Raw genomic sequence first — 24992 nt, forward strand, 5'->3', positions numbered from 1 at the left:
CCCGTTCTTGTTCCCCCGCCCCCCCACGCCGTATCGGTGCGCGCGGGGCGAGGCTCTGTCTTGTTGTTTGGCCATGATCTTATCCGAGAACCGGTTGCCACTTCTCGGGATCATGACTAGCGACCGGCGACGATCGTTCAGCCCCTGCCGCCGCGCACCATGGTGACGAAACGGACCTGTTCCTCGGGCGTGTCCTTGAAGACGCCGGTGAAGGTCGAGGTCAGCGTAGTGGAGCCTTCCTTACGGATGCCGCGCATGGCCATGCACATATGCTCGGCCTCGAGCATAACGGCGACGCCGCGCGGATTGACCACGTCCTGGATGACGCCGGCAATCTGCGCGGTCATGGCTTCCTGGGTCTGCAGGCGCTGGGCGAAGATATCGACGACGCGCGCGATCTTGGACAGGCCGACAACCTTCCCGTCCGGGAGATAGCCGACATGCGCCTTGCCGATGATCGGCACCATGTGGTGCTCGCAATGCGAATGGAACGTTATATCCTTGACGAGGACAAGGTCGTCATAGCCAGCGACTTCCTCGAAGGTGCGGCCGAGTTCCTCGGCCGGGCACTTGTCGTAGCCGCCGAACATTTCGCGATAGGCCTTCACCACACGCTTTGGCGTATCGACTAGGCCCTCCCGGTCCGGATTGTCGCCGGCCCAGCGCAACAGCGTGCGAACCGCGGCCTCGGCTTCGGCTTCGCTCGGCCGGTCGGTGATCGGCTTTTCCAGATAGGCGGAGGGGGGCATGAATTTCTTGATGACGGCATCCATAAAGGCGTCTCCCGTAGTTCCTCTCTCAGGAGGAACGAGTTGAACGGACCACGACCTTTCGGGTGTTAGAAACGTGCCCTGTTTCCAGCCCGTAAGCGGCGTGAACTGAATTGGGCAAAAACGAAGGCTTGGGGTTGCCTTGTCCATACCCGACTACCAGCATTATATATGATCGTGCCGAGCGAAAGGAAGACCGTCAGCGGCAATCGCTGTTCGCTCGGCGGCGACGGATTGGAAAAATATGATCGACGACGTCTACAATGCGAAAATTCTGGGATTTGCCGGAAATATCGCGCGGATCGGCCGGCTCGACCATCCCGACGCAACCGCGCGCGCGCATTCCAAGCTGTGCGGCTCCACCGTGACCGTGGATCTGAAGATGGATGACGGCGTCGTCACCGATTTCGCGCATGACGTCAAAGCCTGCGCGCTGGGCCAGGCGTCATCCTCGATCATGGCGCAGCATGTCGTCGGCGCCAGCGCGGCCGAACTGCGCAGCGTTCGCGAGACGATGCTGAAGATGCTGAAGGAAAATGGCGCGCCGCCCGAAGGCCGTTTCGCCGACCTCAGATATCTCGAACCGGTGCGCGATTACAAGGCGCGCCATGCCTCGACCATGCTGACCTTCGATGCGGTGGTCGACGCGATCGGCCAGATCGAGAAGAAGCGCGCCGAACAGGCGGCGTAGCCGTCAAATGGCTGCGGATCACACGCACCAGCACCAGCGGCCGCGATACACGCGCAACTGGCCCGGCCCGTGGCGCAAGACGCCCGGCCGAATTTTGGGCACGTCGCTCGTGCGCTTTTACCAGCTGACGCTGTCCGGCTTTGTCGGCAATTCCTGCCGGCATCTGCCGACCTGTTCCGAATACGCGCACGAAGCGATCGCCCGCCATGGGCTATGGGCCGGTGGGTGGATGGGGTTTTTCCGCGTGCTGCGCTGCGGGCCGGGCGGAACGCATGGCATCGACCGCGTGCCGGAGGTGCTGACTGAGCGCTATGTCTGGTTCACGCCCTGGCGGTACTGGCGGATCGGGAAAAAGCGCGGCGACCCGGAAAGCTGACCCGGGTAGAGGAGCTCTGCAATCGGGGCAGATCTTTACGATTTGCTAGGGTTAACCGCACGTTGCGCATTTAAGACAAAATCGAGACAAGACGCCTCGCTAAGCCGCTCCTGACCACCCTTCAGGAGAGATAGCCAAATGCGCCAGATAGACCGCCGTCCATTCGTTTTCGCCTTGGTTCTCTACCTCCTGGCCTGGCTGTTGGGTTTTCCGATCCGCGCTCAATCCGCGCCGCTGAAAGACCTCGAATGCACGCTGATCCTGGATGCTGCGAGCGGCGAAACGCTGTATCGGCAAGGGATTTGTGACCAGCGCTTCAGTCCCGCCTCGACATTCAAGGTCCCCTTAGCCCTGATCGGCTATGACGCAGGAATCCTGAGCGACGAGCACACGCCGGCCTGGGACTACAAGCCCGAGTTCAATGCGGTGAAGCGGGACCAGAAAACCGTCGACCCGACGATCTGGGAAAAGGACTCGGTGCTGTGGTTTTCGCGGGAAATCACCCGCCGGCTCGGCAGCGAGCGCTTCGCCGGCTACGTCTCGAAATTCGACTACGGCAACACCGATGTTTCCGGCACTCCCGGCAAGAATGATGGCCTCACCCGGTCCTGGGTGAACTCTTCCCTCAAGATATCGCCGGTGGAACAGGTCGATTTCCTGCGCCGGCTGCTTGACCGCAAACTGCCGGTTTCGGACAAGGCCTACGCGATGACTGAGGCAATCCTGCCGACTTTCCGGGCAGGTGGCTGGACCGTGCAGGGCAAGACCGGGACCACACGGCTTGGCGACAGCGGCGACAAGCGCTCGCTTGGCTGGTTTGTCGGCTGGGCGAACAAGGATACTCGCAACATAGTCTTTGCCCGCTTGGTAATCGATACGAAACGTTCCGACACGCCCAAGGGTCCTCAGACGCGGGCGATATTCCTGAAAGAGCTGCCGAATCTCATCAATAAGAGTAAGTGATCGGCCATTCGCCTTTACGGCACGGGAATCTGCCCATAAAAGACTGCCGCCGGACGCTTCCGGCTTTTTACTTTATGCATGTCGTTGCCCCAAAACCGCTGCACACTTATGGGCGACATGCATTTCACCACCCGCGCTCGTTTGCGGGACTGGATAGGAGAATTTTATGCTGAATTCCGTTTCCCTGATATTTCCCGATGGCTCCGTCCGCGAGTATGAGGCGGCGATGACCGGCGCCGGCCTGGCGGAGTCGATCTCGAAGTCGCTGGCCAAGAAGGCCGTCGCCTACAGCATCGACGGCGTGGTGCGCGATCTTTCCGATCCGCTCGGCAACTCCGGCAAGATCGAGATCATCACCCGCGAAGACCCGCGCGCGCTGGAGCTCATCCGCCATGACGCAGCACACGTGTTGGCTGAAGCCGTGCAGGAATTGTGGCCGGGTACGCAGGTGACCATCGGCCCGGTGATCGAAAACGGGTTCTACTATGATTTTGCCCGCAACGAGCCGTTCACGCCCGATGATTTCCCGGTGATCGAGAAGAAGATGCGCGAGATCATCGCGCGCAACAAGCCGTTCACCAAAGAGGTCTGGTCGCGCGAGAAGGCGAAAAAAATCTTTGCCGACAAGGGCGAGCGCTACAAGCTCGAGCTGATCGACGCCATCCCCGAGGATCAGGATCTCAAGATCTATGCGCAGGGCGACTGGTTCGACCTCTGCCGCGGCCCGCACATGGTCTCGACCGGGCAGATCGGCAGCGCCTTCAAGCTGATGAAGGTGGCCGGCGCTTACTGGCGCGGCGATAGCAACAACCCGATGCTGACGCGCATCTACGGCACGGCCTGGGCCGACCAGGCGCAGCTCGACGCCTATCAGACCATTCTGGAAGAAGCCGAAAAGCGCGATCACCGGAAGCTCGGCCGCGAGATGGACCTGTTCCATTTCCAGGAGGAGGGGCCGGGCGTCGTCTTTTGGCATGCCAAGGGCTGGAGAATGTTCCAGAACCTGGTCAACTACATGCGCCGCCGCCTCGACGAGCAGGGTTATCAGGAAGTCAACGCGCCACAGGTGCTCGACAAGAGCCTGTGGGAGACGTCGGGCCACTGGGGCTGGTACCGGGACAATATGTTCAAGGTGACGGTTGCCGGCGACGACACCGACGACGACCGGGTGTTTGCGCTGAAGCCGATGAACTGCCCCGGCCACGTCCAAATCTTCAAGCACGGGCTGAAGTCCTACCGCGATCTGCCGGTAAAACTTGCGGAATTCGGCAATGTGCATCGCTATGAGCCGTCTGGCGCGCTGCATGGGCTGATGCGCGTGCGCGGCTTTACCCAGGACGATGCCCACATCTTCTGCACCGAAGAACAACTCGCCGACGAGTGCATCAAGATTAACGACCTGATCCTGTCGACCTATGCCGATTTCGGCTTCGACGAAATCACGGTCAAGCTGGCGACCCGCCCCGAAAAGCGGGTCGGCACCGACGCCATGTGGGATCATGCCGAGGGCGTGCTGCAGGACGTGCTCGACAAGATCGCGGCGCGGTCGGGCAACCGGATCAAGACGGGTGTCAATCCGGGCGGGGGCACGTTCTACGGGCCGAAGTTCGAATATGTGCTGAAGGACGCCATCGGCCGCGACTGGCAGTGCGGGACCACGCAGGTTGATTTCAACCTGCCGGAACGGTTCGGCGCCTTCTACATCGGCTCCGATTCGGAAAAAAAGCAGCCGGTTATGGTGCATCGCGCCATCTGCGGTTCGATGGAGCGCTTCCTCGGCATCCTGATCGAGAACTATTCCGGCCATTTCCCGCTGTGGTTCGCGCCGCTGCAGGTGGTGGTGGCAACGATCACTTCCGATGCCGACGATTACGCGCAAAAGGTCGTCGCGCGGCTGAAGGCGGCCGGACTGTTGGCGGAAGCCGATCTTCGCAACGAGAAGATCAACTACAAGGTCCGCGAGCACTCGCTGGCAAAGGTTCCGGTCATCCTCGTCTGCGGCAAACGAGAGGCGGAGGAAGAGACAGTCAACATCCGCCGGCTCGGCTCGCGCGACCAGGAATCGCTCGGGCTTGGCCAGGCGGTAGCAATGCTTACCGAAGAGGCTGTGACGCCCGACCGCAAGCGCAAACGGGCGGCCTGAGTTTCAGCCGGATTGTCGACGAAATGGCGGTGGAGCGATCCATCGCCATTTTCGCATGCCCGCTATTTTCACATGCCCGCTATTTTCACATGCTTGTCACGCCAGCCTTGTAACGAGCCCTCATGCTCAAGCTGAAGATGCGCGAAAGACCGTTTCCCGAGCTTTCCTACGCCAGCCCGGATCAGCCGGCTTTGGCGCGCTGGTTCATCCATTCCATCGAAGGCCTGTCCGGCCGCGATCGCTTCGCGGCCCTCTACGACTTTTGGCGCCGCCATGTGGTGCCGACCGGCGAGCGCGTGTTCAGCCGCATGCTGGAGCTGATCGACGTCCGGGTGCTGACCACCGGCCAATGGCCGCCGGCAAGGTTGCCCGACACGCCATTGGTGATCGTCGCCAACCATCCGTTCGGCATCGGCGACGGCATTGCGGTGCTCTCGCTAGCCGAGCAGCTTCAGCGCCCGTTCCGCGTCATGATCCACAAGGATCTGCTCAAGGATCCGCGAGATGGAGCGCTATTCGCTGCCGATCGACTTTTCCGAGACCAAGGACGCGCTGAAGAACAATATGGCGGTACGCCATGAGGCGGTGCGGCTGCTGAAAGAGGGCGCCATCATCGTCGTCTTCCCCGCAGGTGGCGTCGCCACTGCGCCGAAAGGTTTTGGCCGGGCGCGCGATCTGCCGTGGAAGATGTTTCCGGCCCGTCTCGTCCAGGATGCCAAGGCATCGGTTGTCCCAATGCACTTTTCCGGCCAGAACGGCCGGCTGTTCCACCTGGTCAGCGGACCAATGAACCTGGCCGAGCGTGACGGACGCGTGGCGAAGTTCGTCGGCAGGGCTTCGCTGACGCTGCGTATTTCCCTGCTCATCCACGAATTCGCGCGGCTGTCCGGCAAATCGATCGACGTGCGCGTCGGCGATGTGCTGGGATGGGACGAACTGGAGCCGTTGCGCGACCGCACGGCTTTGCTCGACCGCCTCCACCGTGGCGTTTTCGACCTGGCGCCGGCCGGACCGCGCGGCCGCGGCCAGTTTCTGCCGCGACGCATGCGCAAGGCGGCCTGATCGGCAAATCATACGCTGCTGGACCGGAATCCCGTACGGCAGTGTCCGGATGTCTAGTCCGCACCTTCCTGAGGATCGATCGCCGAGGCCTCCGTGGCCAAAACCTCGATTTCCTTGTTCTGCCCGGCCACGACCGTAAAATCTTTCTGGTAGATGCGGTCGCGGTTCTTGGCGATGATAGTGTAGTCGCCTTCGGCAAGCACCATCGAAGCAAAGGCGCCGACGGTTTCCTGGATGGGATCGCCGGATTCGTTGAGCAACGACCAGGAGGTGTCGGCAATCGCCTCTCCGCCCGCCTCGCGTACCAGCTTCATGGTCATCTCCGCCGCACGGTGCTCGACGGCCGCTTCGGTCAGCTTGCCAGCCTCAACGCGGATGTCGGAGCGGATGACCGCGTTCACCGAGCCATAGGTCGAGACGACGTGGTAGACGCCTGCGTTCAGCCGCACGACGCTGTTCGGCTCGACGTCTGGTATGATCAGGGCGCGATCGTGATTGGCTTCGGCTTGACCTTCATAGATCGAAAAGCGCAGTTTCTTCGGCGGTATGCGCACCCCGCCCGACAGCACGGCATCGAGCTTCAGGCCGCCGGCATCAAGCACGAGGCTTTCGCGCTTGGCGTCCTTGCCGACGGTGATGCGCTTGGTGGCACCGGCCCGGCCGTAAGAGGCATGGACCAGATAGCTGCCGGGCTCGAGCTGGAACACCGCGCTGCCGCCATGGGCGGAAGCGACCATCGGCAGCTTGCCGTCGCCGGTGGGTTCAGGCTTGAAGACGCGCCAGACGATGCCGCGCGTGATGTCGGTGCCCTTGTCGGTCAATTGCGCCGACAGCGTGATCGCCCCGCTGCTGCCTGACGCCAGCGGTGTGTCGCTTTTAGGAGGCGCATAGCTCGAAATTCCGGGAAGCTTCAGATCACCGAGGCCGTCCACATCCTGCGCGACGGCAAGCGAAACCGGCACCATCAACAGTGCGGCAGCGAGCCAGATCAGGAAAAGACGCAATGTCCCCTCAAACATGCCTTGCGTTGAAGCCCAAGGCGGTGGCAATTTCAAGGCTTAAGAGTCCGATCAGCTTCTGCTAGAGGGCTCTTTGTCCGGCGCGCCGCGCCAATGCCCGAGCCGCCCGATGCCCCGATGGTGCGCTTCAGCTCAAATTCCAAGGAGACTTGCGCCATGGCGTCGCCGATCATCGACTTTCTGCTGACCCGAAATTCCGCGCCGATCCCGGAGTTGAAGGAACCGGCGCCTAGCGACGCCGACATCGCGACGATGATTGCCGCCGCGTCGCGGGTGCCGGATCACGGCCGGCTCGAGCCCTGGCGCTTCATCCTCTACCGCGGCGAGGCACGCGTCGAGATCGGCAAGAAGCTGGCGACCCTTGCCGCACAGCGCGAAGGGCTGCTGCCAGAAGGTCGCCATAACCAGGAACTGGCGCGCTTTTCACGCGCGCCCTTGGTGATCGGCGTGGTATCGAGCCCGAAGGAAAATCCAAAAATCCCGCAATGGGAGATGTTCCTGTCGGGCGGCATGGCGGCGATGAACCTTATGATATCAGCCAATGCACTGGGCTACGGCACCAACATGATCAGCAACTGGTATTCCGATGTGCCGGAGGGCAGGGCGATCTTGGGGCTGGCGCCGCACGAGCGGGTCGTCGGCTTCGTCCATATCGGCTCCTATCAGGGGCCGGCGCCGGAGCGGCCGCGGCCTGACCCAGCAAAGCTCTACGCCGACTATGCAGGGCCATGGGTGGGCTGAATGTTCTACGAGCCGGCAAAGGGGCATGGCCTGCCCCACGACCCGTCCAAAGCGATCGTGGCGCCACGGCCGATCGGCTGGATATCGACCGTGAACAAGGCCGGCGAAGTCAACCTCGCCCCCTATTCCTTCTTCAATGCTTTTTCGACGCGACCCTTCATCGTCTGGTTTTCCTCCGAAGGCGAGAAGGACAGCGCCACCTTCGCTGCAGAAACAGGCGAGTTCGTCGCCAACCTCGTCAGCCGCGATCTTGCTGAAAAAATGGTCCGCACGGCGGTCGATGCGCCGCGCGGCGTGACCGAATTCCACTATGCCGATCTCACCATGGCGCCGTCGCGTCTAGTAGCGCCGCCCCGCGTCGCGGCGGCGCCCGCGGCGCTTGAATGCCGGGTGACGGAGATCTTGCGGCCAAAGGCGCTGGACGGGACGCTGACCGGCGCCATCGTCGTTGCCGGCGAAGTCGTCGGTGTGCATATCGACGATGCATTTCTGAAAGACGGCATCTTCGATATCGCCAGCGCGGGCAATGTCGGCCGTCTCGGCTATATGGACTATGCCAGCGTCAGCGAGATATTTTCGATGCGCCGGCCTCGCTGGGGAAAGGATTAGGGCTGGGATAGAATTAAGCACTTGGTTCTTGACAAGGCCGGCTCGCTCACCTTCTAGCAGTGGGTAATCCGGTGGCTAAACGGCAGTGCTGGCTATCGCGTTCGCCAATTCGTATTCCGTGAACGGCTTGCTGAGGGTTTTCATCTCCCGAGCGCCCGGCAGTTCAGCGTAGCCCGTGGCTATTATGACCGGGACGGCCATTTATCCTTGATTGCGCCGTATAACTGCAGGCCAGTCATCTTCGGCATCGCGTGATCCGTTATGACGAGGTCGAACGGCTTCTCCTTCAGCAGATCAAGCGCTGCCGCTGCCGAATGCGCCTCCGCGACGGTATGGCCGAGGTCCTCCAGCATTGCAGCGGTGTTCAACAACACCAGGGGATCGTCATCCACCGCCAGAATCCGCAGAGAAGCAGCCGTGATGGTATTCGGGCTGAAAGCATCCTGATCGCGCGCGCGATCCGATGTCGCGGTCGTTGTCGCCAACCACAGTTCAGCCGTCGTACCCGCGCCCTTGCGACTCCTGAGAATCACGCGCCCTCCCATCTGTTCCATCATCCCATGCACCATCGAGAGACCCAGGCCCGTTCCCTTGCCGACTCCCTTCGTGGTGAAGAACGGTTCCGTCGCGCGGGCAAGCGTTTCTTCGTCCATTCCTTCGCCGTTGTCTGTTACTGAAAGGCAGACTATTGCCCTGATGCCAAGCCAGCATCCTGATTTTGGCCGATGCTTTCCTCCCGTGCGGAGATCAAGATCGTCCCACCGTCAGGCATTGCGTCCCTGGCGTTGACGCAAAGATTAAGCAGTGCGAGTTCGATTTGGCTTTCGTCAACCATGACCTGGTTGAGCGAAAGCGGAAATCTGGTCTCTATGATCGCCCTCGATCCTAACGACCGCTCCAACAACTCCTTCATTCCCTGTATCAGGCCAATAAGATCGACAGGCTTGGGGTCGAGTTGCTGCCGCCGGGCAAAAGCAAGCATGCGCTGCGTCAACGACGCGCCCCGTTGTGCGCCGAGCACGGCATTGTCGAGGAGGCGTAGCAGTTGTGGATCATCGGGCAGGCGTTTGCGAAGCAGCTCAAGACTACCCAGAACCGCCATCAGCAAATTGTTGAAATCGTGAGCGACGCCGCCCGTCAGCTTGCCAATCGCATCCATCTTTTGCGAATGAAAAAGGGCCTCACGCGCCTGATCCAATGATTCCTGCGCCTTCTTGCGCTCGGTGATATCGCGCGTGATCTTGGCGAAACCCAGGAGCTTGCCATCCTCGTGCCGAATTGCGTCGATCACCACGTGGGACCAGAACGTGGTGCCGTCCTTTCGTACCCGCCAGCCTTCCCGTTCAGATCGTCCATCACGAGCAGCGGTTTCCAGCGCTCTTTGAGGGCTGCCTCGCTCGCGATCCTCAGGCGTATAAAACTGCGAAAAGTGCTTGCCGATTATTTCATCTGCCGAATAACCTTTGATGCGCTCGGCACCCAAGTTCCAGCTGGTGATTATTCCGTCAGGGTCGAGCATATAGATCGCATAGTCCGTCACCCCCTGAACCAAACGTTGAAACTGCTCCTGGCTTTTGCGGAGTTCCTCCTCCGCCTTCTTTCGCTCGGAAACATCACGGGTGACTTTGGCGAACCCTGTCAACTTACCGCTGGGGTCGCGGATCGGATCAATTACGACATGAGCCCAGAAACGAGTCCCGTCGCGGCGGACCCGCCAGCCTTCGCTCTCAAACTTGCCCTCGCGGGCTGCTATTTCCAGAGCCCGCGCGGGCAGACCGCTTTCCCCATCCTCATCCGTATAAAAGCGTGAGAAATGCTGACCAATGATCTCGCTGGAGGAATAGCCTTTGAACCGCTCGGCGCCTGCGTTCCAGCTGGTCACGATCCCGGACGGATCCAGCATAAAGATCGCGTAGTCGGTGACAGCCTCGACGAGAATGCGATAACGATGCTCGTCGCCGGTATCGATGCTTCTTTGAATCATTCCCCCGTCCATCTACTTGGCTTAACTGCATAGAATGCTACTGCGCTGCATTTGTTCCAGGCGACGTTCACCAAGGTGAAAGGATCGCAACGGCGTACGCGTTGTGGTCCTGCTGGCGATGCGAAGGCCCAGTACGGCATTTATTGGTAAATCGAGCTGATTACTTGCCTCGCACGGGCGTGGCGATTACAGAAACGAGATCGGGAGAAATCGAGGCGCCTCAGCCCAGCGGCCCAACAGGTCTGCAGGCTGTCATCTTTCGAACGCATTTGATTCCCGACGATGGGCTTACGATTCCCAAACTGTTGAACACGAGGCGGACATGGCAGAGCGAAAGAGACAGCCCGTTGTAAGTTCCGGTATTGCCGGCTTGGACGAAATTCTTCGCGGTGGACTGCCCGCTTCGAACTTTTACATAGTGCAGGGGGATCCAGGGGCAGGCAAGACAACCGCTGCCTTGCAATTTTTGCGCGCTGGGGTGGCGGCCGGTGAACGCTGCATCTATGTCAGTCTTTCGCAAACCGCTTCCGAACTCCAGGCGATTGCGTCTTCGCACAGCTGGACGCTCGACGGAATTCGTGTCGAAGAGCTTTCAGCTTCTGAGACCGTGAGTGGCGCAGCCGATCAAAGCATTTTCCAGACCGCCGACCTTCGGTTGGATGAGACGCGCAAGGCGATCGAACGCGCGATCGAAGAACACAAACCACACAGGCTGGTTTACGACTCCCTGCTTGAAATCCGGCTGATCACCGGCGACACGCCGAGGTTTCGCCGCGAACTGATTGGCTTCAAGGCCTTTCTGGCCAAGCGCGGCATTGTGGCGGTTTTGCTCGATACTCAAACGAGTGGCGGTGATCACAACGGCGAAGAGATCGAGGGTATTGCTCATGGCGTCATCCGGCTTGATAAATCGCTCGAGGATTATGGAGCCGTGCGCCGGCGTATTGAGGTCAGCAAGATGCGGGGCGTGCCGTATGCCGACGGGTATCACGACATGGCCATTCGCGAGGGCGAAGGCGTCGTCGTGTTTCCGCGGATTGTACCCGGGTCGCCTCCCGAAGTCGCCAAGCCGCAACTGATCAAATCTGGGGTCGACGCTCTCGACGAGATGTTTGGCGGGGGCCAGGAATCGGGAACGATAACGCTGGTGATCGGTCAGTCTGGGACTGGCAAGTCAACGATGTCATCGCTTTACGCCACAGCGGCTCTCCAGCGAGGCGAGAATGTTGCCCTGTTTCTGTTTGAAGAGCGGCTGGAAACCTTTTTTCGCCGGTCCGAGGGCTTGGGGATGGACCTGCGGCAGTTCTACAAGGACGGTCAACTCGTCATCTACGATTTCAGCCCGAACGAAATCTCGCCGGGCGAATTCGGCCAGATCGTGCAGCAAGTGGTCAGCCGGAATAATACTCGCGTTGTGGTGATTGATAGCTTCACCGGCTATCTGAATTCGCTGCCTCATCGCGAAAAAGCGGTGCTCGATATCCAGTCTCTCTTGAAGCATCTCGCACGTGCGGACGTGCTGACCATGCTCATTGTCGCTCAGCACGGGTTGCTCGGACAGAATGTCGGGATCGACGTGGATGTCAGTTTTCTCGGCGACACGGTGCTTCTTCTTCGCATGGCCGAGCATGAGGGCCGGTTAAGGCGCAACATCACGGTCGTCAAGAAGCGCCACGGCCCGCACGACCTCGATGTCCGGGAGCTCTTCATCGCGAGTTCCGGTGTTTCGGTTGTTGCCTATAATCCTTTGCCTGAGACGTGAGTGACACGGAGCACAACGGCCTGGAAACACTCGATTGGGCGCTCATTTTGGCGCCCTATCGCAAGGATGCCTCGTACATGGCCTCCCTACTGCAAGAGCGCGGCGTTCATGCCAAAACGGCCAACACCGCAGATTTGGAGAATCTGCTTAAAGAATCCCCCGGAGTGCTTGTCGTTACGCATGAAGCCCTAGATCCAGCGGCAACCGCTACAATCGCCAGATTCCTTCAGCGCCAGCCGAACTGGTCGGAAATCCCAATCGTAGTTCTTCTCGACCGTGCGGCGTCCCAGTCGCGCATCCAGGCGGCCCTGAGTGCTGCTTGGCCACATTCACGCCAGATCTTCTATCAACGTCCCGTGGCGGCGCTGGAACTAATAAGCGGCATCCAGTCCGCACTCCTCACCAGAGCCCGTCAGCGCGACGTGCGCGATTACCTCGAGCGGGAGACGGAGCTGCGGCGCGAGCTCAATCATCGGGTGAAAAACATCCTGGCAAGCGTCGTATCCATCTTCGAAATGACGCGGCGCGGCGCAACCTCGGCAGACGGCCTCGCGGAAGACTTCAAAGGACGATTGAGAGCGTTGTCGAATGTTCATTCTGCGGCCTTTGATGCAGGAGGTGAGACGGTGCCTTTGATGGATGTCGCGAATTCGATCCTTGCGCCGTACAGCTCGGACGGACAAAGCGGTATCAGCATTGAGGGACCTGAGGTGCCGCTTTCGCGCGAGGCCGCCACAACCCTCGCCCTCTGCCTTCATGAACTCGCGACAAACGCCATCAAATATGGTGGCTTATCCCAGCCCGAAGGCAGGGTTCGTTTGGAATGGAAGATCGCATCGAGCCCGGAACCAACGCTGACGCTGAGGTGGACCGAATCGGGTGGGCCGTCGGTCGTCGAACCCTCGCGAGTAGGATATGGAACACGGTATATGCGCGCCGCTTTGACAAGCCTGTTTGGAGAGCATCCTGATTTTATCTTCGCGCCGGATGGCCTGCATTTCTCGATCCGGGGTCTACTTTCCCGCCTCTCTCCAGAACCAACCGACTAGTCCGGCGGCACCTGTTGGCTCGTTGCGGGGGGCAACGCCATGATCAGTGCTGCGCATGGTGAGCGGCAGGCCTATCGGGCTGTTCCTGGTATCTGGTCGCCCGGTCAATTTCGCGGAACTGATGAGCCGCCTCCCGGCAGGAACGCGAGCAGCCACGGTCGGAAGAGCCCGGCGTCGCGCGATCAGACCAAATCAGGCCAAAACTCCGGCCGCCCTGGCGCGTGCCAGAAGCCGCTCGGCTAGCCGCAAATGCGGCCGGTCGTACATCTTGCCGCCGATGCCGACGACGCCGGGATTTCCAGCCGCCTCGAAAGCCTGGACGATCGCCAGAGAGTGCTTCACCGCCTCAGTCGACGGCGTGAAGGCGGCGTTGATGACCGGCACTTGCGCCGGATGGATCGCCATCTTGCCGGTGAACCCGTCGCGCTCTGCCTCGGCGCATTCCGCCTCGAAGCCGGCCATGTCGCGAAAACGGGGAAAAACCGTGTCAACCGCCGCGACTTCCGCGGCAGCCGCGGCGAGTATGGTCATGGTGCGGGCGAAACGGAACACATCGGTGTAGCGGCCATTCTCGTCGCGGGCCGTGCGCGCACCGATCGCCGCCGAGAGGTCTTCCGCACCCCAGGTCACGCCGACAAGCCGCGCGCTTGCGTTGGCGTAGGTCGCAGCCGCCAGCACGCCGGCGGCTGTTTCGGTGATGATCGGCAGGATTTTTATCGCACCATCCGGCAGCCCGCTTTCGGCCTCGTGCACCCTGAGCTTGGCCGAGAGATGCTGGACATCCTGACCGCTGTTCGACTTCGGCAGCATGATGCCGTCAGGTTTCACCGGCACGAGTGCCGCCAGATCGTCATCCGTCAGGCCGGTCGAGAGATCGTTGATGCGGACATAGATTGCGGATCTGGTTTGATCCTTGTGTTCGGTGATGAAGCGCGCGGCGATGTCGCGTGCCAAGGCCCTGTTTTGCGGCGCGACCGAATCCTCGAGATCGACGATGACCACGTCGGCGCCCGCACCAAACGCCTTTTCCAGCTTTTTTTCGGAATCGGCGGGAACGAACAGCAGCGAGCGCATCAGTCAGGCCGCCTTCTTCATCATCATCGCCTGCCTTGTGCATTTGGCGACGAGCACGTCATTCTGATTATAGGCGCGGTGCTCGAATTCGACGATGCCGCGGTCCGGCTTCGACCTGGAGTCGCGCACCGACACCACCGTCGTCTCGACGCGGATCGTGTCGCCGTGGAAGACCGGATGCGGAAACACCGTCTCCTTCATGCCCAGGTTGGCGATGGTGGTGCCGACGGTGATGTCGTTCACCGAAATGCCGATCATCAGGCCCAGAGTAAACAGCGAATTGACCAGCGGCTTGCCCCATTCGCTTTTGGCGGCGAAGTCGAAATCGATGTGCAGCGGCTGCGGGTTCAGCGTCATCACCGAAAACAGCATGTTGTCGCTTTCAGTGACGGTTTTCCGCAGCGTGTGCCGGAAAACATGGCCGACGACGAACTCTTCCAGATAAAGCCCGGCCATGGTCGATCTCCTCCGCTGCCGCATCGGCCCGAAAATCGGAATCGATTTTTCGGAAAGCACGATGCGAAGATTCAAAGTTCTGGAGCGTACTTTGTGAAAGGGACGCACGTCGCTCTGAGGGTTGATAGGCGCTGCATACCGCGCTCGCAAGCCAGTTGGCAAAGAGGGGCCAGTTAACAAAGAGCGGCCAGTTAACAAACATGGTGAACCGTTCGTAAACCATTTCTGCCTACGGTCTTCACTGGGGCGGGAACGGACTCGGGTTAGGGGCGTAGCGGACGGCATGGTTGTTTCGCATTTCCTGAAATGGATCTACACGGCCAAGGTTTCGGAGCGCGCCGCTGCGGCAAGCGCTCTGGCTCGCGCCTACATCAATGCCGATCTGCCTTTCGAGGACCGCTGCGCGGCGGAGGCCGCGCTGACGCTGCTGCTAGACGATGCCTCGTCGAAAGTGCGGCTGGCGATTGCAGAGGCGCTGTCGATGAGCCATCATTCGCCGCTGCAGATCATCAGCGCGCTGGCGTCGGACCAGCCGGAAGTCGCAAGCCTGGTGCTGGCACGTTCGCCGCTGCTCACCGATGCCGATCTGATCGACCGGGTTGCCGGCGGCCAGAAGGCGACGCAGAAACTGATCGCCGACCGTCCGCGCGTCTCCATGGCGGTCGCCGCGGCGATCGCCGAAATCGGCGAGCCGGAAGCCTGCGCCACGCTTCTCGCCAACAGTGGCGCCGACATCGCTTCGCTCAGCTTCCGCCGTATCGCCGAACGCCATGGCCATCTGCCTTCGGTGCGCGAAGCGCTGATATCAGATGCGCGTCTGCCCGCCGACTGCCGGCATATGCTGCTGATTAAACTTGGTGAAACGCTTAAAGGCTCGCCGCTGGTGGTGGCGCTGATGGGCCATGCCAGAGCCGAGCGCGTCATGCGCGACGCCTGCGTCAAGGCTTCCCTGACGCTGATCGAAGGCACGCGCCAGGAGGAACATGCGGCGCTCATCGAGCATCTGCGCCTGCGCGGCGACCTGACCGCAAGCTTCATCATTCGCACGATCGCGCATGGCAAGGTCGATTTCTTCGGCTCGGCGCTGGTCGCGCTCAGCCAGCAATCCGAACAACGGGTGAGGGCGCTTCTGGCCGGCGGGCACGACGTGGCGCTGCAGGCACTGTTCCGCAGCGCCGGCTTGGCCGCGGCCACGCACGCGATCATCCTGCGTGCGCTGAAGATCTGGCGCGAGGTCGCCAATGGCAAGCGCCTTGCCGGCGTCCAGGAAGTCAGCTGGCTGATGCTGAAGGAATTGGGTGGGCAGTCCGCCGAAGGTGATCTCGCCGGATTGGTAAAATCAATCCATCTCGATGCGCTACGCGAAAACGCGCGCGGCCATGCGCTGGCGATAGCGGCGGCCTGACACTCAAACGGACTGTCTGCAATTTTGCCGGCAACCAGAAGCTCGGGCATTTTACAACACCCGAGCAAGAAATCAGGACCGGCCGATGTTCAGAATCGGTAATTGACGCCAAACTTCACGGTCGAGAACTCTGCCGTGGCGCTGAAGTCGGAGCCGTCGCTGTCGTAGCGCCAATCTCCGAGATCAGTGTAGAGATACTCGACCTTGGCAGTCCATTGCTGCGTGATGCCGTATTCAATACCTGCACCCACCGTCCAGCCGACCTGAGTCTCCTCGCCGTCTTGCAAGGTGGGAGCATTTTCGATGCGTGCATCCACGCCTCCGATCGCCACACCACCGGTTACGTATGGCAGAATATTGTCGAAAGCATAGCCCGCCCTGCCGCGAATTGTGGCAAGCCAGTTGACTTCCGTCTCGCACGCGCCCGACCCGCAATTGAACGAGTTGAACAAAGCTGGCCCGTGGGAACCTTCTATGCCCGACCAGGCAATGTCTGCCTCCACGCCAAGAACGTACTGGTCCATCTGGTAGTTGTAGCCCAGGGCGACGCCGCCAATGACCCCGTCGATGTCCAGATCTCCCGTCTCACCGGGCGGATTGAGATGTTCGGTGTCACCAAAACCGTAGCCGATAAATCCGCCCAAATAGGCGCCGCTCCAGTTGTAGGCCGACTCAACGGGGAGTGTATCGATCACAGCGTCGGCCGAGATCGCAACCTCGGATGAGCCTATAACGAGAATGGATGCGAGAAGAATCTTGCGCATAATTTGCCCCCTAATATGGATATCAAACCACTACCTTAGACTGCTGGCTTTGGTCCATATGCGCGCTCTCCCTTCGCGGCGGTTGGACAATGGTTCCTCTTTTTTGTTGCAAATAGGACACGAAATTGCAGAAGTCGTCGGATTTCAAAGCAGCAGACTCAACTATTTCGGCGCTTTCAGCGCTGCTTGACACGACAAAGCATCACAGGCGTTGCCTCGCTTCGCACGGTGATGCCAGCCATACCGCCTTGCAACAGTGACGGTCGCCGTTTGCGGTTCGCCGAGCAGAAGACGCTCAGATGTCCAGCACTTCCGTCTCGGCGAATTCCGCACGTTCCTGGATGAAGCGGAAGCGGGCTTCCGGTTTGGTGCCCATCAGCGCGTCGACCGCATCCTTGGTCGCCGCCTCGGCGTCGATCACATCGACCCTGAGCAGCGTGCGCTTCCTCGGGTCCATGGTGGTTTCCTTGAGCTGGGCGGCCATCATTTCGCCGAGCCCCTTGAAGCGGCCGATTTCGACTTTGCCGCGCCCGGTGAACTCGGTGCGCAGGAGTTCGTCCTTGTGCGCATCATCGCGGGCATAGGCGATCTTGCCGCCTTGCCGGATCGAGTAGAGCGGCGGCACCGCCAGATAGAGATGGCCGCCGCGGACCAGGCTCGGCATCTCCTGATAGAAGAAGGTGATCAGCAAGGAAGCGATGTGGGCGCCGTCGACGTCGGCGTCGGTCATGATGATGACCCGGTCGTAGCGCAGATCCTGATCGCGGTATTTCGAGCGCGTGCCACAGCCAAGCGCCTGGATCAGGTCGGAAATCTGCTGGTTGCCGGCCAGCTTGTCGTTGCCGGCGCTGGCGACGTTGAGGATCTTTCCACGCAGCGGCAGCACCGCCTGGCTGGCGCGGTCGCGCGCCTGTTTCGCCGAGCCGCCGGCCGAATCGCCCTCGACGATGAAGAGCTCGGCGCCGGCCGCGGCATTCTGCGTGCAGTCGGCGAGCTTGCCGGGCAGGCGCAGCTTGCGCACTGCGCTCTTGCGCGACACTTCCTTTTCCTGGCGCCGCCGCACCCGCTCGTCGGCACGCGCGATCACCCATTCGAGCAGCTTCGAAGCTTCCTGCGGATTGTCTGCCAGCCAGTGATCGAACGGATCGCGGATGGCGGTCTCGACGATCCTGATCGCCTCGATCGTCGCCAGCCTGTCCTTGGTCTGGCCGACGAATTCCGGTTCGCGGATGAACACCGACAGCATGCCCGCCGCCGAGATCATGACGTCTTCCGACGTGACGATCGAAGCACGCTTGTTGCCGACCAGGTCGGCATAGGCGCGCAGGCCGCGCGTCAAAACGTTGCGGAAGCCGGCCTCGTGCGTGCCGCCTTCGCCGGTCGGGATGGTGTTGCAGTAGGAATTGAGGAACCCGTCGCCGCCGAACCAGGTCACTGCCCATTCGAGCGAACCGTGGCCGCCTTGCCTGTCGCTTTTGCCGGCGAAGATTTCGCGGGTGACCTGGAATTCATCGCCGAGCGAGGCTTTCAGATAGTCCTTGAGGCCGCCGGGGAAATGGAACTCGGCCTTAGCTGGCGTCGTGTCCTTCTCCTTGATCAGCGACGCATCGCAGGTCCAGCGGATCTCGACGCCGCCGAACAGATAGGCTTTCGAGCGCGTCATACGGTAGAGCCGCGCCGGCTCGAATGCCGCACCCTTGCCGAAGATCTGCTCGTCGGGATGGAAGCGTATCTTGGTGCCGCGCCGGTTATGCACCTCGCCGAGTTGCTCCAGGCCAGTCACCGGGACGCCCCGCGAAAAACGCTGGCGATAGAGCTGGCGCCCGCGCGCGACCTCGACCTCGAGATGGTCCGACAGCGCGTTGACGACGGAGACGCCGACGCCGTGCAGGCCGCCCGAGGTTTCGTAGACCTTGCTGTCGAACTTGCCGCCCGAATGCAGCGTCGTCATGATGACTTCGAGCGCCGGTTTCTTGAATTTCGGATGCGGATCGACCGGAATGCCGCGGCCATTGTCGGTCACCGCCAGATATCCATCGGCCGAAAGCTCTACATCAATGAAGGTCGCGTGGCCGGCGACCGCCTCGTCCATCGCGTTGTCGATGACCTCGGCGAACAAATGGTGCATCGCCTTGTCGTCGGTGCCGCCGATATACATGCCGGGTCGCCGCCGCACCGGCTCCAGCCCTTCCAGAACCTCGATGTCGGCGGCACTGTAGCTCTCGCTGCCGTCGCGGGATGCCGGACGCTTCGCCGCCTGCACCAGCGGGTCAGCCGGGCGCGCGGTGGCGCGAACCGGTTGCGGCTGCTTGTCCATAGTGCCGAAAAGATCGTTATTGTCGTCCATGCTGGTCCTGGATTCCGATGTTGCGAATCACCACCCAATACTGCCACGCTTTTTGCGGGCAGGCGACGGAGGTTCCTGTTACGTTCGAGGATAGAGCCTCTTACTGCAAAGCCATCCGACAACCAAGCGGCGGAAATGGGTCGAAAACTCCGGCCTTCAGGGGTTTGCCGCATCGGCCACCCTCATTGCGTGTGCGCGGGAAATGAGGGGGCAGTCTGCCTCGCAGTCGGCTGGTTCTATTCCGCCGCCCCCAGATACTCCGACAACGGCGGGCAGGAGCAGACGAGGTTTCGGTCGCCGGCGACATTGTCGATGCGCGACACCGGCGGCCAGTATTTGGCTGATGTGTGGGCATCACCGGCCGGGTAGGCCGCCTCCAGGCGCGAATAGGGATGGGTCCACTGGCCGGCCAGCGCCTCGGCCGCGGTATGGGGCGCATTGACCAGCGGATTGTCGGCCAAGGGCCATTCGCCTTTCGCCACCTTGGCTGCCTCGCCTGATATCGCGATCATCGCCTCGCAGAAGCGATCCAGTTCGCTCTTGGGCTCGGACTCGGTCGGCTCGACCATTAGCGTGCCGGCCACCGGAAACGACATGGTCGGCGCATGGAAACCATAATCGATCAGCCGTTTGGCGATATCGTCGACGCTGATGCCGGAGCTCTCCTTGAGCACGCGGGTGTCGAGGATGCACTCATGGGCGATGCGATCGTGCCTGCCCTTGTAGAGGAGCGGGAAGTGCGGTGCGAGCCGCGTCGCCACGTAGTTGGCGGAAACGATCGCCGTCTCGGTGGCCTGCTTGAGGCCGGAAGCGCCCATCATGCGAATATACATCCAGGTGATCGGCAGGATCGAAGCGCTGCCGAACGGTGCGGCCGACACGGCATGGCCCGAGCCTTCGGTGACGTGGCCGGGCAGATACGGTCTCAAATGCGCCTTGACGCCGATCGGGCCGACGCCGGGACCGCCGCCGCCATGCGGGATGCAGAAGGTCTTGTGCAGATTCATGTGGCAGACATCGGCGCCGATGTCGCCAGGGCGAGCGAGGCCGACCAAGGCGTTGAGGTTGGCGCCGTCGAAATAGACCTGGGCGCCATGCTCGTGAATGAGGGCGCAGAGATGCCGCGCGCCTTCCTCGTATACGCCATGCGTCGAGGGATAGGTGAACATCAGCGCGGCGAGATTCTTTGAATGCGCGTTCGCCTTGGCACTCATATCGTCCATGTCGATATTACCATCCTCGGTGCAGCGCACGACGACGACGCTCATGCCGGCCATCGCCGCACTCGCCGGATTGGTGCCATGCGCGGATGACGGAATCAGGCAGACGGTGCGGTGGCCTTCGCCGCGCGAGCGGTGATAGCTGCGAATGGCGAGCAGCCCGGCATACTCGCCCTGGCTGCCGGCATTGGGCTGCAGGCTGACCGCATCGAAGCCAGTGATCTCCGACAGCCAGCCTTCCAGTTCGCCGACCATCGCGCGATAGCCTGCCGAATGCGCGGCCGGCGCGAATGGATGCAGATTGGCGACGCTTGGCCAGCTCACCGGCATCATCTCGGCGGCGGCGTTGAGCTTCATCGTGCAGGAGCCGAGGGGGATCATGGCGCGGTCGAGGGCCAGGTCCTTGTCGGCCAGCCGGCGCAAGAAGCGCATCATCTCCGTTTCCGAGTGGTTTTCGTGGAAGACCGGCTGGCTGAGAAACGCCTTGCCGCGCGGCTTTCCGGGCATGGTGCTGCTGGTAGCGGCGCCTGCCTTGGCGCCGAACAGTGCTGCGATGGCGTCCAGATCGGCAACGGTCGAGGTCTCGTCAAAGCTGATGCCGATGTGGTCGGCGTCGATGACGCGCAGCAATCGGCCGGTCTTTTCAGCAGCCGCGGCGATCGCGCCGGCTCTGCCTTTCACTTCCACCGTCACCGTGTCGAAGCGGCTTGCGCCAAGCACCGAAATTCCTGACGCGGTGAGACCGGTTGCCAGCCGGTTGGCCAATGAATGGATTCGGCCGGCAATCGCCTGCAGCCCGGCAGGGCCATGCCAGATCGCATAGGCCGTCGCCATGTTGGCGAGCAGCGCCTGCGCGGTACAGATGTTGGAGGTCGCCTTGTCGCGACGGATATGCTGTTCGCGCGTCTGCAAGGCGAGACGATAGCCGGCGCGGCCTTTGCTGTCGGTCGACTGGCCGACGAGGCGGCCCGGCATCAGCCGCGTCAGCCTGTCGGAGACGGCGCAATAGGCGGCGTGCGGCCCGCCAAAGCCCATTGGCACGCCGAAACGCTGCATCGGGCCGACGGCGATGTCGGCGCCAAGCTTAGCCGGCGCGTCGGTCAGCGTCAGCCCGAGCGGATCGGCAATGAAAACGACCAGCGCGCCGGTGGCGCGGGCCTTCTCGATTGCCGCCTTGTGATCGCCGTAGACGCCAAACGTGTCAGGCCAGGAGACCAGCAGAGCGGCGGTGTTGTCGTCGATCGTGTCGCCGTCGACCTCGATGCCGAGCGGTTCGGCGCGGGTGCGCACGACGTCGAGCGTCTGCGGATGCGGGGTGCCGGCAAGCGCCACCTTGGTCCGCTTGTCGCGATGATGGCGTAACGCAATGCCGACCGCCTCGGCCACCGCTGTCGCCTCATCGAGCAGCGAGGCAGACGCCACCGGCAGCCCGGTCAGCTCAGTGACCAGCGTCTGGAAATTGAACAGCATTTCGAGCCGGCCCTGACTGATCTCGGCCTGGTAGGGCGTGTAGGCCGTATACCAGGCCGGATTCTCGAACAGATTGCGCTGGATGACCGGCGGCACGTAGACGCCGTGATAGCCGGCGCCGATGAAGCTCTTCAGAACTGTATTTTTCGCCATTGTCGCGGAAAGCTCGGCCAGCGCCTCCGCTTCGCTCGCCGGGGCCGGCAAGGCCAGCGGCCGGTCGAGCCGGATCGATTTCGGCACAGCCTGGCTGATCAGCGTCTCGACCGAGGGAACGCCGATCGTCGCCAGCATGGCTCTGACGTCATTGAGGCCGGGCCCAATATGGCGGGCCGAGAAGGGGTAGGGTGCTGCTACAGTCATCTTTCCTGGTCCTGCTATCAACCAATATGGGCTTTGTAGGCGGCCTCATCCAGGAGGCCTTCGAGCTGGCTTTCATCGGCCAGCTTCATCTTCCACAGCCAGCCGTCGCTGGTTGCCGCCGAATTGACCAAAGACGGGTCCGACGAGAGCGAGGTATTGGCCTCGGTGACCTCGCCGTCGACCGGTGCATAGACGTCCGATGCCGCCTTGACGGATTCGACCACGACGGCGGTATCGCCCTTGGCCAGCTTTTTCCCAAGCTCCGGCAATTCGACGAAGACGAGATCGCCGAGCTGCTCCTGTGCGTAGTTGGTGATGCCGACGGTGGCGATACCGCCTTCGACGCGGAGCCATTCGTGATCTTCGGTGAAATAGGTCTTTGCCATGAAATTCATCCTTTGCGGTAGCGATGGGGCGTGAAGGGCAGGGGATTGATATCGACCGGGATTTTGGTCCCGCGAACGTCGGCGAAGAGTTTCGTGCCTGGTTTGGCCAGCGACGTCTGGACATAACCGATAGCGACCGGATGGGCGGCCGACGGGCCGAAGCCGCCCGAGGTGACGTGGCCGGCAGGATCGCCGTCGGCGTCGAAAAGGGCAGCGCCGGGGCGCACCGGCTGGCGGCCTTCCGGCTTCAGGCCGACGCGTTTCTGCGCCGGGCCGCGCCCCAGGATTGAGCGCAATGCGTCGGCGCCGATGAAAGCGCCAGAGGCGCGAACCTCCTTCGGGATCGCCCACATCAGCCCGGCGCTGGCCGGGTCGATCTCAGGCGTGATGTCCAGTCCGTGCAGGCACAGCCCCGCTTCGAGCCGCAGGCTGTCCCGGGCGGCCAGCCCAACCCACATCACGCGCTCGTCCTCGAGCAGGTTGGCGACGAGATTTCGCGCATCCGCTTCCGGCAGGCCGATCTCGAAACCGTCTTCGCCGGTATAGCCCGACCGGCTCATGAACCAGTTCTCGCGGGGTTCAAAGCCGTGCATGAACAGCAGCGATCCGGTCTCGATGCCGGCGCGGGACAAGGCGGCCCAGGCTTCGGGTCCCTGGATCGCCAGGAAGACGCGGTCGAGTGCGTCCACCTTGGCATCGAAATTCTCGGCAAGCGCGCGCAGGTGCTTTTCGTCGGTTTCGGCATTGCCGGCATTGGCGACGACCATGAAACGCGCCTGGCCAAGCCTGGTGACGATCAGATCGTCGATGATGCCGGCGGCTTCATTGAGAAAGAACGTGTATTTGGACTGCGAAATCTCAAGCGCGCCGGCGTCGAACGGGCAGGCTCGGTTCAGAAGCGCGACGCTGCCCGAGCCACTGATCTCGAACAGCTTCATGTGCGAGATGTCGAACAGCCCGGCATGCTCGCGGGTATGGAGGTGCTCCTTCATCACGCCGGCCGGATAGGTCAGCGGCATCGACCAGCCGGCGAACGCGCCAAAGCGCGCACCGGCGGCCACGTGCAGATCTTCGAGGGGAAGGTGTTTGGTGTCGTCGCCCGTCATGTCATCTCCAGAGTCGCACGCAATCGGCCGCGAATGGCGACCAGTCCGTGCCCCTCTGTCTGAAGCCTGAGAGACTCGCGCCCCGTAACTCTGTCGGCAGCGCTTACACCTTCGGCGCGGGGGCAAGCCCCGACTTTCCAGAGTGTCTTTCCCGTCTACGGTTCTTTTGCCTGAGAGATTTCGGGCGATTTCCCCTTCGGCGGCAGCTCTCGCTGCTCTCTCCCGCAAACAGGTAGGACTCAATTTGAGCCCTCGACTCGTCATCCATAGCCTGTGGGCGACACCTTGTCACCTGCCAGCGACACCTTACCGACAAGTCTTCGCTAACCGCCCGGTTTGCCGGTTTCTCAAGACGTGCTGACGTACGCGAGCGATATATCCGGATTTGACCAGCCCTGCGCACCGATGACAGCGACGACAGTTACTGAGCGTCGTTCCGGGTTCGGTCAAATGCCGCCGTACCAGTCGTAGCCATTGTCCTCCCAGTAGCCGCCCTTGCCGCCGCCGATATTGGCGAAACCGTCGACCAGTTCGATCTTGCGGAGATATTTCGGCATCTTGTAGCCGATCTGGCGCTCGACGCGGACACGCAACGGCGCGCCGTTCTCGACTGGCAGCGGCTTGCCGTTCAAGCCATAGGCAAGGATCGTCTGCGGGTGACGGGCATCGATCAGGTCGATCGACCCGTAATATTTGATGTCGCCGGACAGGCTGCGGTCGATCGTGTCGAGGCAATGGAACATGACGTAGCGCGCCTGCGGCTTGACCACCGCCTGATCAAGCACCAGCGACAGCGGCGTGCCGGTCCATTTGGCGATGCAACTCCAGCCTTCGACGCAGTCGTGGCGAGTGATCTGGGTGCGGCTTGGCATGTTCATCAGCTGCTCGCGCGTCAGCGACAGCGGCTTTTCGACGAGGCCGGAAACCTCTAGCCGCCAGTCGGCGAAATTGTTGGCGAGCAGGCCCTTGTAGACATCGTCGTCCGGCGCGGTGACGCCGTTCGGCCGCTGCGGCTGGCGAATGTCGGCCTCGGTGAATTCCGGCGCCAGCGAATCGCCGGCGAGCAGGCGTTGCGCGCGCCAGGTCAGCCCGTTGGCGCCTTCGAGGAAGCTGCGCAGGCCGTCGCCGACGCCAAGCTGATTGTCGAAGGCATCGCAACCCGACAGCATGATGCCGGAGACGCCGAGGCTGGCCGAGGTCAGGAATTTTCTGCGGCTGATCACAAATTTCGCCAT

19 protein-coding genes, 2 pseudogenes and 1 riboswitch are annotated in these 24992 nt (G+C 61.7%); of the genes and pseudogenes, 10 read left to right on the forward strand and 11 right to left on the reverse strand.

The window, feature by feature from the left end:
- Positions 1-137 precede the first annotated feature (137 nt).
- On the reverse strand, positions 138-773 hold the full coding sequence (folE, locus tag NKH12_RS21810) for a GTP cyclohydrolase I FolE (protein ID WP_352955028.1): 636 nt from the start codon (positions 771-773) through the stop codon (positions 138-140).
- Between the two features lie 241 nt (positions 774-1014).
- Between folE and NKH12_RS21815 the strand changes: the two genes are divergently transcribed.
- The 5 genes and pseudogenes from NKH12_RS21815 to NKH12_RS21835 all read left to right on the forward strand — a co-directional run bounded on the left by NKH12_RS21815 (position 1015) and on the right by NKH12_RS21835 (position 6005).
- The gene (locus tag NKH12_RS21815; RefSeq protein WP_352955029.1) at positions 1015-1461 is read left to right on the forward strand and encodes an iron-sulfur cluster assembly scaffold protein; all 447 of its coding nucleotides are present in this window, start codon (positions 1015-1017) and stop codon (positions 1459-1461) included.
- Positions 1462-1468: 7 nt separating this feature from the next.
- A complete protein-coding gene (yidD, locus tag NKH12_RS21820) occupies positions 1469-1837 on the forward strand; it encodes a membrane protein insertion efficiency factor YidD (RefSeq protein ID WP_352955030.1) in 369 nt (122 codons plus the stop codon).
- A 138-nt stretch (positions 1838-1975) separates the two neighbouring features.
- The gene (gene blaOXA / locus NKH12_RS21825; protein WP_352955031.1) at positions 1976-2800 is read left to right on the forward strand and encodes a class D beta-lactamase; all 825 of its coding nucleotides are present in this window, start codon (positions 1976-1978) and stop codon (positions 2798-2800) included.
- A gap of 166 nt (positions 2801-2966) precedes the next feature.
- A complete protein-coding gene (gene thrS, locus NKH12_RS21830; RefSeq protein WP_352955032.1) occupies positions 2967-4943 on the forward strand; it encodes a threonine--tRNA ligase in 1977 nt (658 codons plus the stop codon).
- Positions 4944-5065: 122 nt separating this feature from the next.
- A pseudogene (locus NKH12_RS21835) lies at positions 5066-6005 on the forward strand (lysophospholipid acyltransferase family protein).
- Positions 6006-6058: 53 nt separating this feature from the next.
- Here NKH12_RS21835 and NKH12_RS21840 read toward each other — a convergent pair.
- Positions 6059-7024: an RgsD C-terminal domain-containing protein gene (locus NKH12_RS21840; RefSeq protein ID WP_352955033.1), complete on the reverse strand. Its 966-nt coding sequence runs from the start codon at positions 7022-7024 to the stop codon at positions 6059-6061.
- Between the two features lie 156 nt (positions 7025-7180).
- On the opposite strand from NKH12_RS21840, the gene NKH12_RS21845 reads away from it, so the two are divergent.
- Both NKH12_RS21845 and NKH12_RS21850 read left to right on the forward strand, forming a co-directional pair.
- A complete protein-coding gene (locus tag NKH12_RS21845; RefSeq protein WP_352955034.1) occupies positions 7181-7765 on the forward strand; it encodes a nitroreductase family protein in 585 nt (194 codons plus the stop codon).
- The gene (locus NKH12_RS21850) at positions 7766-8374 is read left to right on the forward strand and encodes a flavin reductase family protein (RefSeq protein WP_352955035.1); all 609 of its coding nucleotides are present in this window, start codon (positions 7766-7768) and stop codon (positions 8372-8374) included.
- Between the two features lie 75 nt (positions 8375-8449).
- Here NKH12_RS21850 and NKH12_RS21855 read toward each other — a convergent pair.
- A pseudogene (locus NKH12_RS21855) lies at positions 8450-10370 on the reverse strand (hybrid sensor histidine kinase/response regulator).
- Between the two features lie 310 nt (positions 10371-10680).
- On the opposite strand from NKH12_RS21855, the gene NKH12_RS21860 reads away from it, so the two are divergent.
- Both NKH12_RS21860 and NKH12_RS21865 read left to right on the forward strand, forming a co-directional pair.
- Positions 10681-12120 carry a DUF7125 family protein gene (locus NKH12_RS21860; protein WP_352955036.1) on the forward strand — a complete coding sequence of 480 codons (1440 nt, stop codon included), beginning with the start codon at positions 10681-10683 and terminating at the stop codon, positions 12118-12120.
- Between the two features lie 77 nt (positions 12121-12197).
- A complete protein-coding gene (locus NKH12_RS21865) occupies positions 12198-13169 on the forward strand; it encodes a sensor histidine kinase (protein WP_352955051.1) in 972 nt (323 codons plus the stop codon).
- 192 nt (positions 13170-13361) lie between these two features.
- Here the strand turns inward: NKH12_RS21865 and NKH12_RS21870 are convergent, their stop codons facing one another.
- Positions 13362-14243: an HpcH/HpaI aldolase/citrate lyase family protein gene (locus tag NKH12_RS21870; protein ID WP_352955037.1), complete on the reverse strand. Its 882-nt coding sequence runs from the start codon at positions 14241-14243 to the stop codon at positions 13362-13364.
- Between the two features lie 3 nt (positions 14244-14246).
- On the reverse strand, positions 14247-14723 hold the full coding sequence (locus NKH12_RS21875; protein WP_502910824.1) for a MaoC family dehydratase: 477 nt from the start codon (positions 14721-14723) through the stop codon (positions 14247-14249).
- 259 nt (positions 14724-14982) lie between these two features.
- Between NKH12_RS21875 and NKH12_RS21880 the strand changes: the two genes are divergently transcribed.
- Complete coding sequence (locus NKH12_RS21880) at positions 14983-16104, forward strand: DUF2336 domain-containing protein (protein WP_352955038.1); 1122 nt, start codon at positions 14983-14985, stop codon at positions 16102-16104.
- Positions 16105-16193: 89 nt separating this feature from the next.
- Here the strand turns inward: NKH12_RS21880 and NKH12_RS21885 are convergent, their stop codons facing one another.
- The 6 genes from NKH12_RS21885 to NKH12_RS21910 form a co-directional block, all read right to left on the reverse strand.
- Positions 16194-16868 carry an outer membrane protein gene (locus NKH12_RS21885; RefSeq protein ID WP_352955039.1) on the reverse strand — a complete coding sequence of 225 codons (675 nt, stop codon included), beginning with the start codon at positions 16866-16868 and terminating at the stop codon, positions 16194-16196.
- 295 nt (positions 16869-17163) lie between these two features.
- Positions 17164-19215 carry a DNA topoisomerase IV subunit B gene (gene parE / locus NKH12_RS21890; RefSeq protein ID WP_352955040.1) on the reverse strand — a complete coding sequence of 684 codons (2052 nt, stop codon included), beginning with the start codon at positions 19213-19215 and terminating at the stop codon, positions 17164-17166.
- Positions 19216-19451: 236 nt separating this feature from the next.
- Positions 19452-22265 (reverse strand): aminomethyl-transferring glycine dehydrogenase, encoded by a 2814-nt coding sequence (gene gcvP, locus NKH12_RS21895; RefSeq protein WP_352955041.1) that lies wholly within the window; start codon positions 22263-22265, stop codon positions 19452-19454.
- A 17-nt stretch (positions 22266-22282) separates the two neighbouring features.
- Entirely contained in the window at positions 22283-22651 is a 369-nt protein-coding gene (gene gcvH / locus NKH12_RS21900; RefSeq protein ID WP_352955042.1) for a glycine cleavage system protein GcvH, read from the reverse strand.
- A 5-nt stretch (positions 22652-22656) separates the two neighbouring features.
- The gene (gcvT, locus tag NKH12_RS21905) at positions 22657-23757 is read right to left on the reverse strand and encodes a glycine cleavage system aminomethyltransferase GcvT (protein ID WP_352955043.1); all 1101 of its coding nucleotides are present in this window, start codon (positions 23755-23757) and stop codon (positions 22657-22659) included.
- Positions 23758-23905: 148 nt separating this feature from the next.
- A riboswitch (glycine riboswitch) is annotated at positions 23906-23992 on the reverse strand.
- A gap of 211 nt (positions 23993-24203) precedes the next feature.
- Positions 24204-24992 carry a molybdopterin-binding protein gene (locus tag NKH12_RS21910; RefSeq protein ID WP_352955044.1) on the reverse strand — a complete coding sequence of 263 codons (789 nt, stop codon included), beginning with the start codon at positions 24990-24992 and terminating at the stop codon, positions 24204-24206.

Origin of the sequence: Mesorhizobium sp. M1322, from assembly GCF_040318085.1 — a bacterium.
GTDB lineage: Bacteria > Pseudomonadota > Alphaproteobacteria > Rhizobiales > Rhizobiaceae > Mesorhizobium.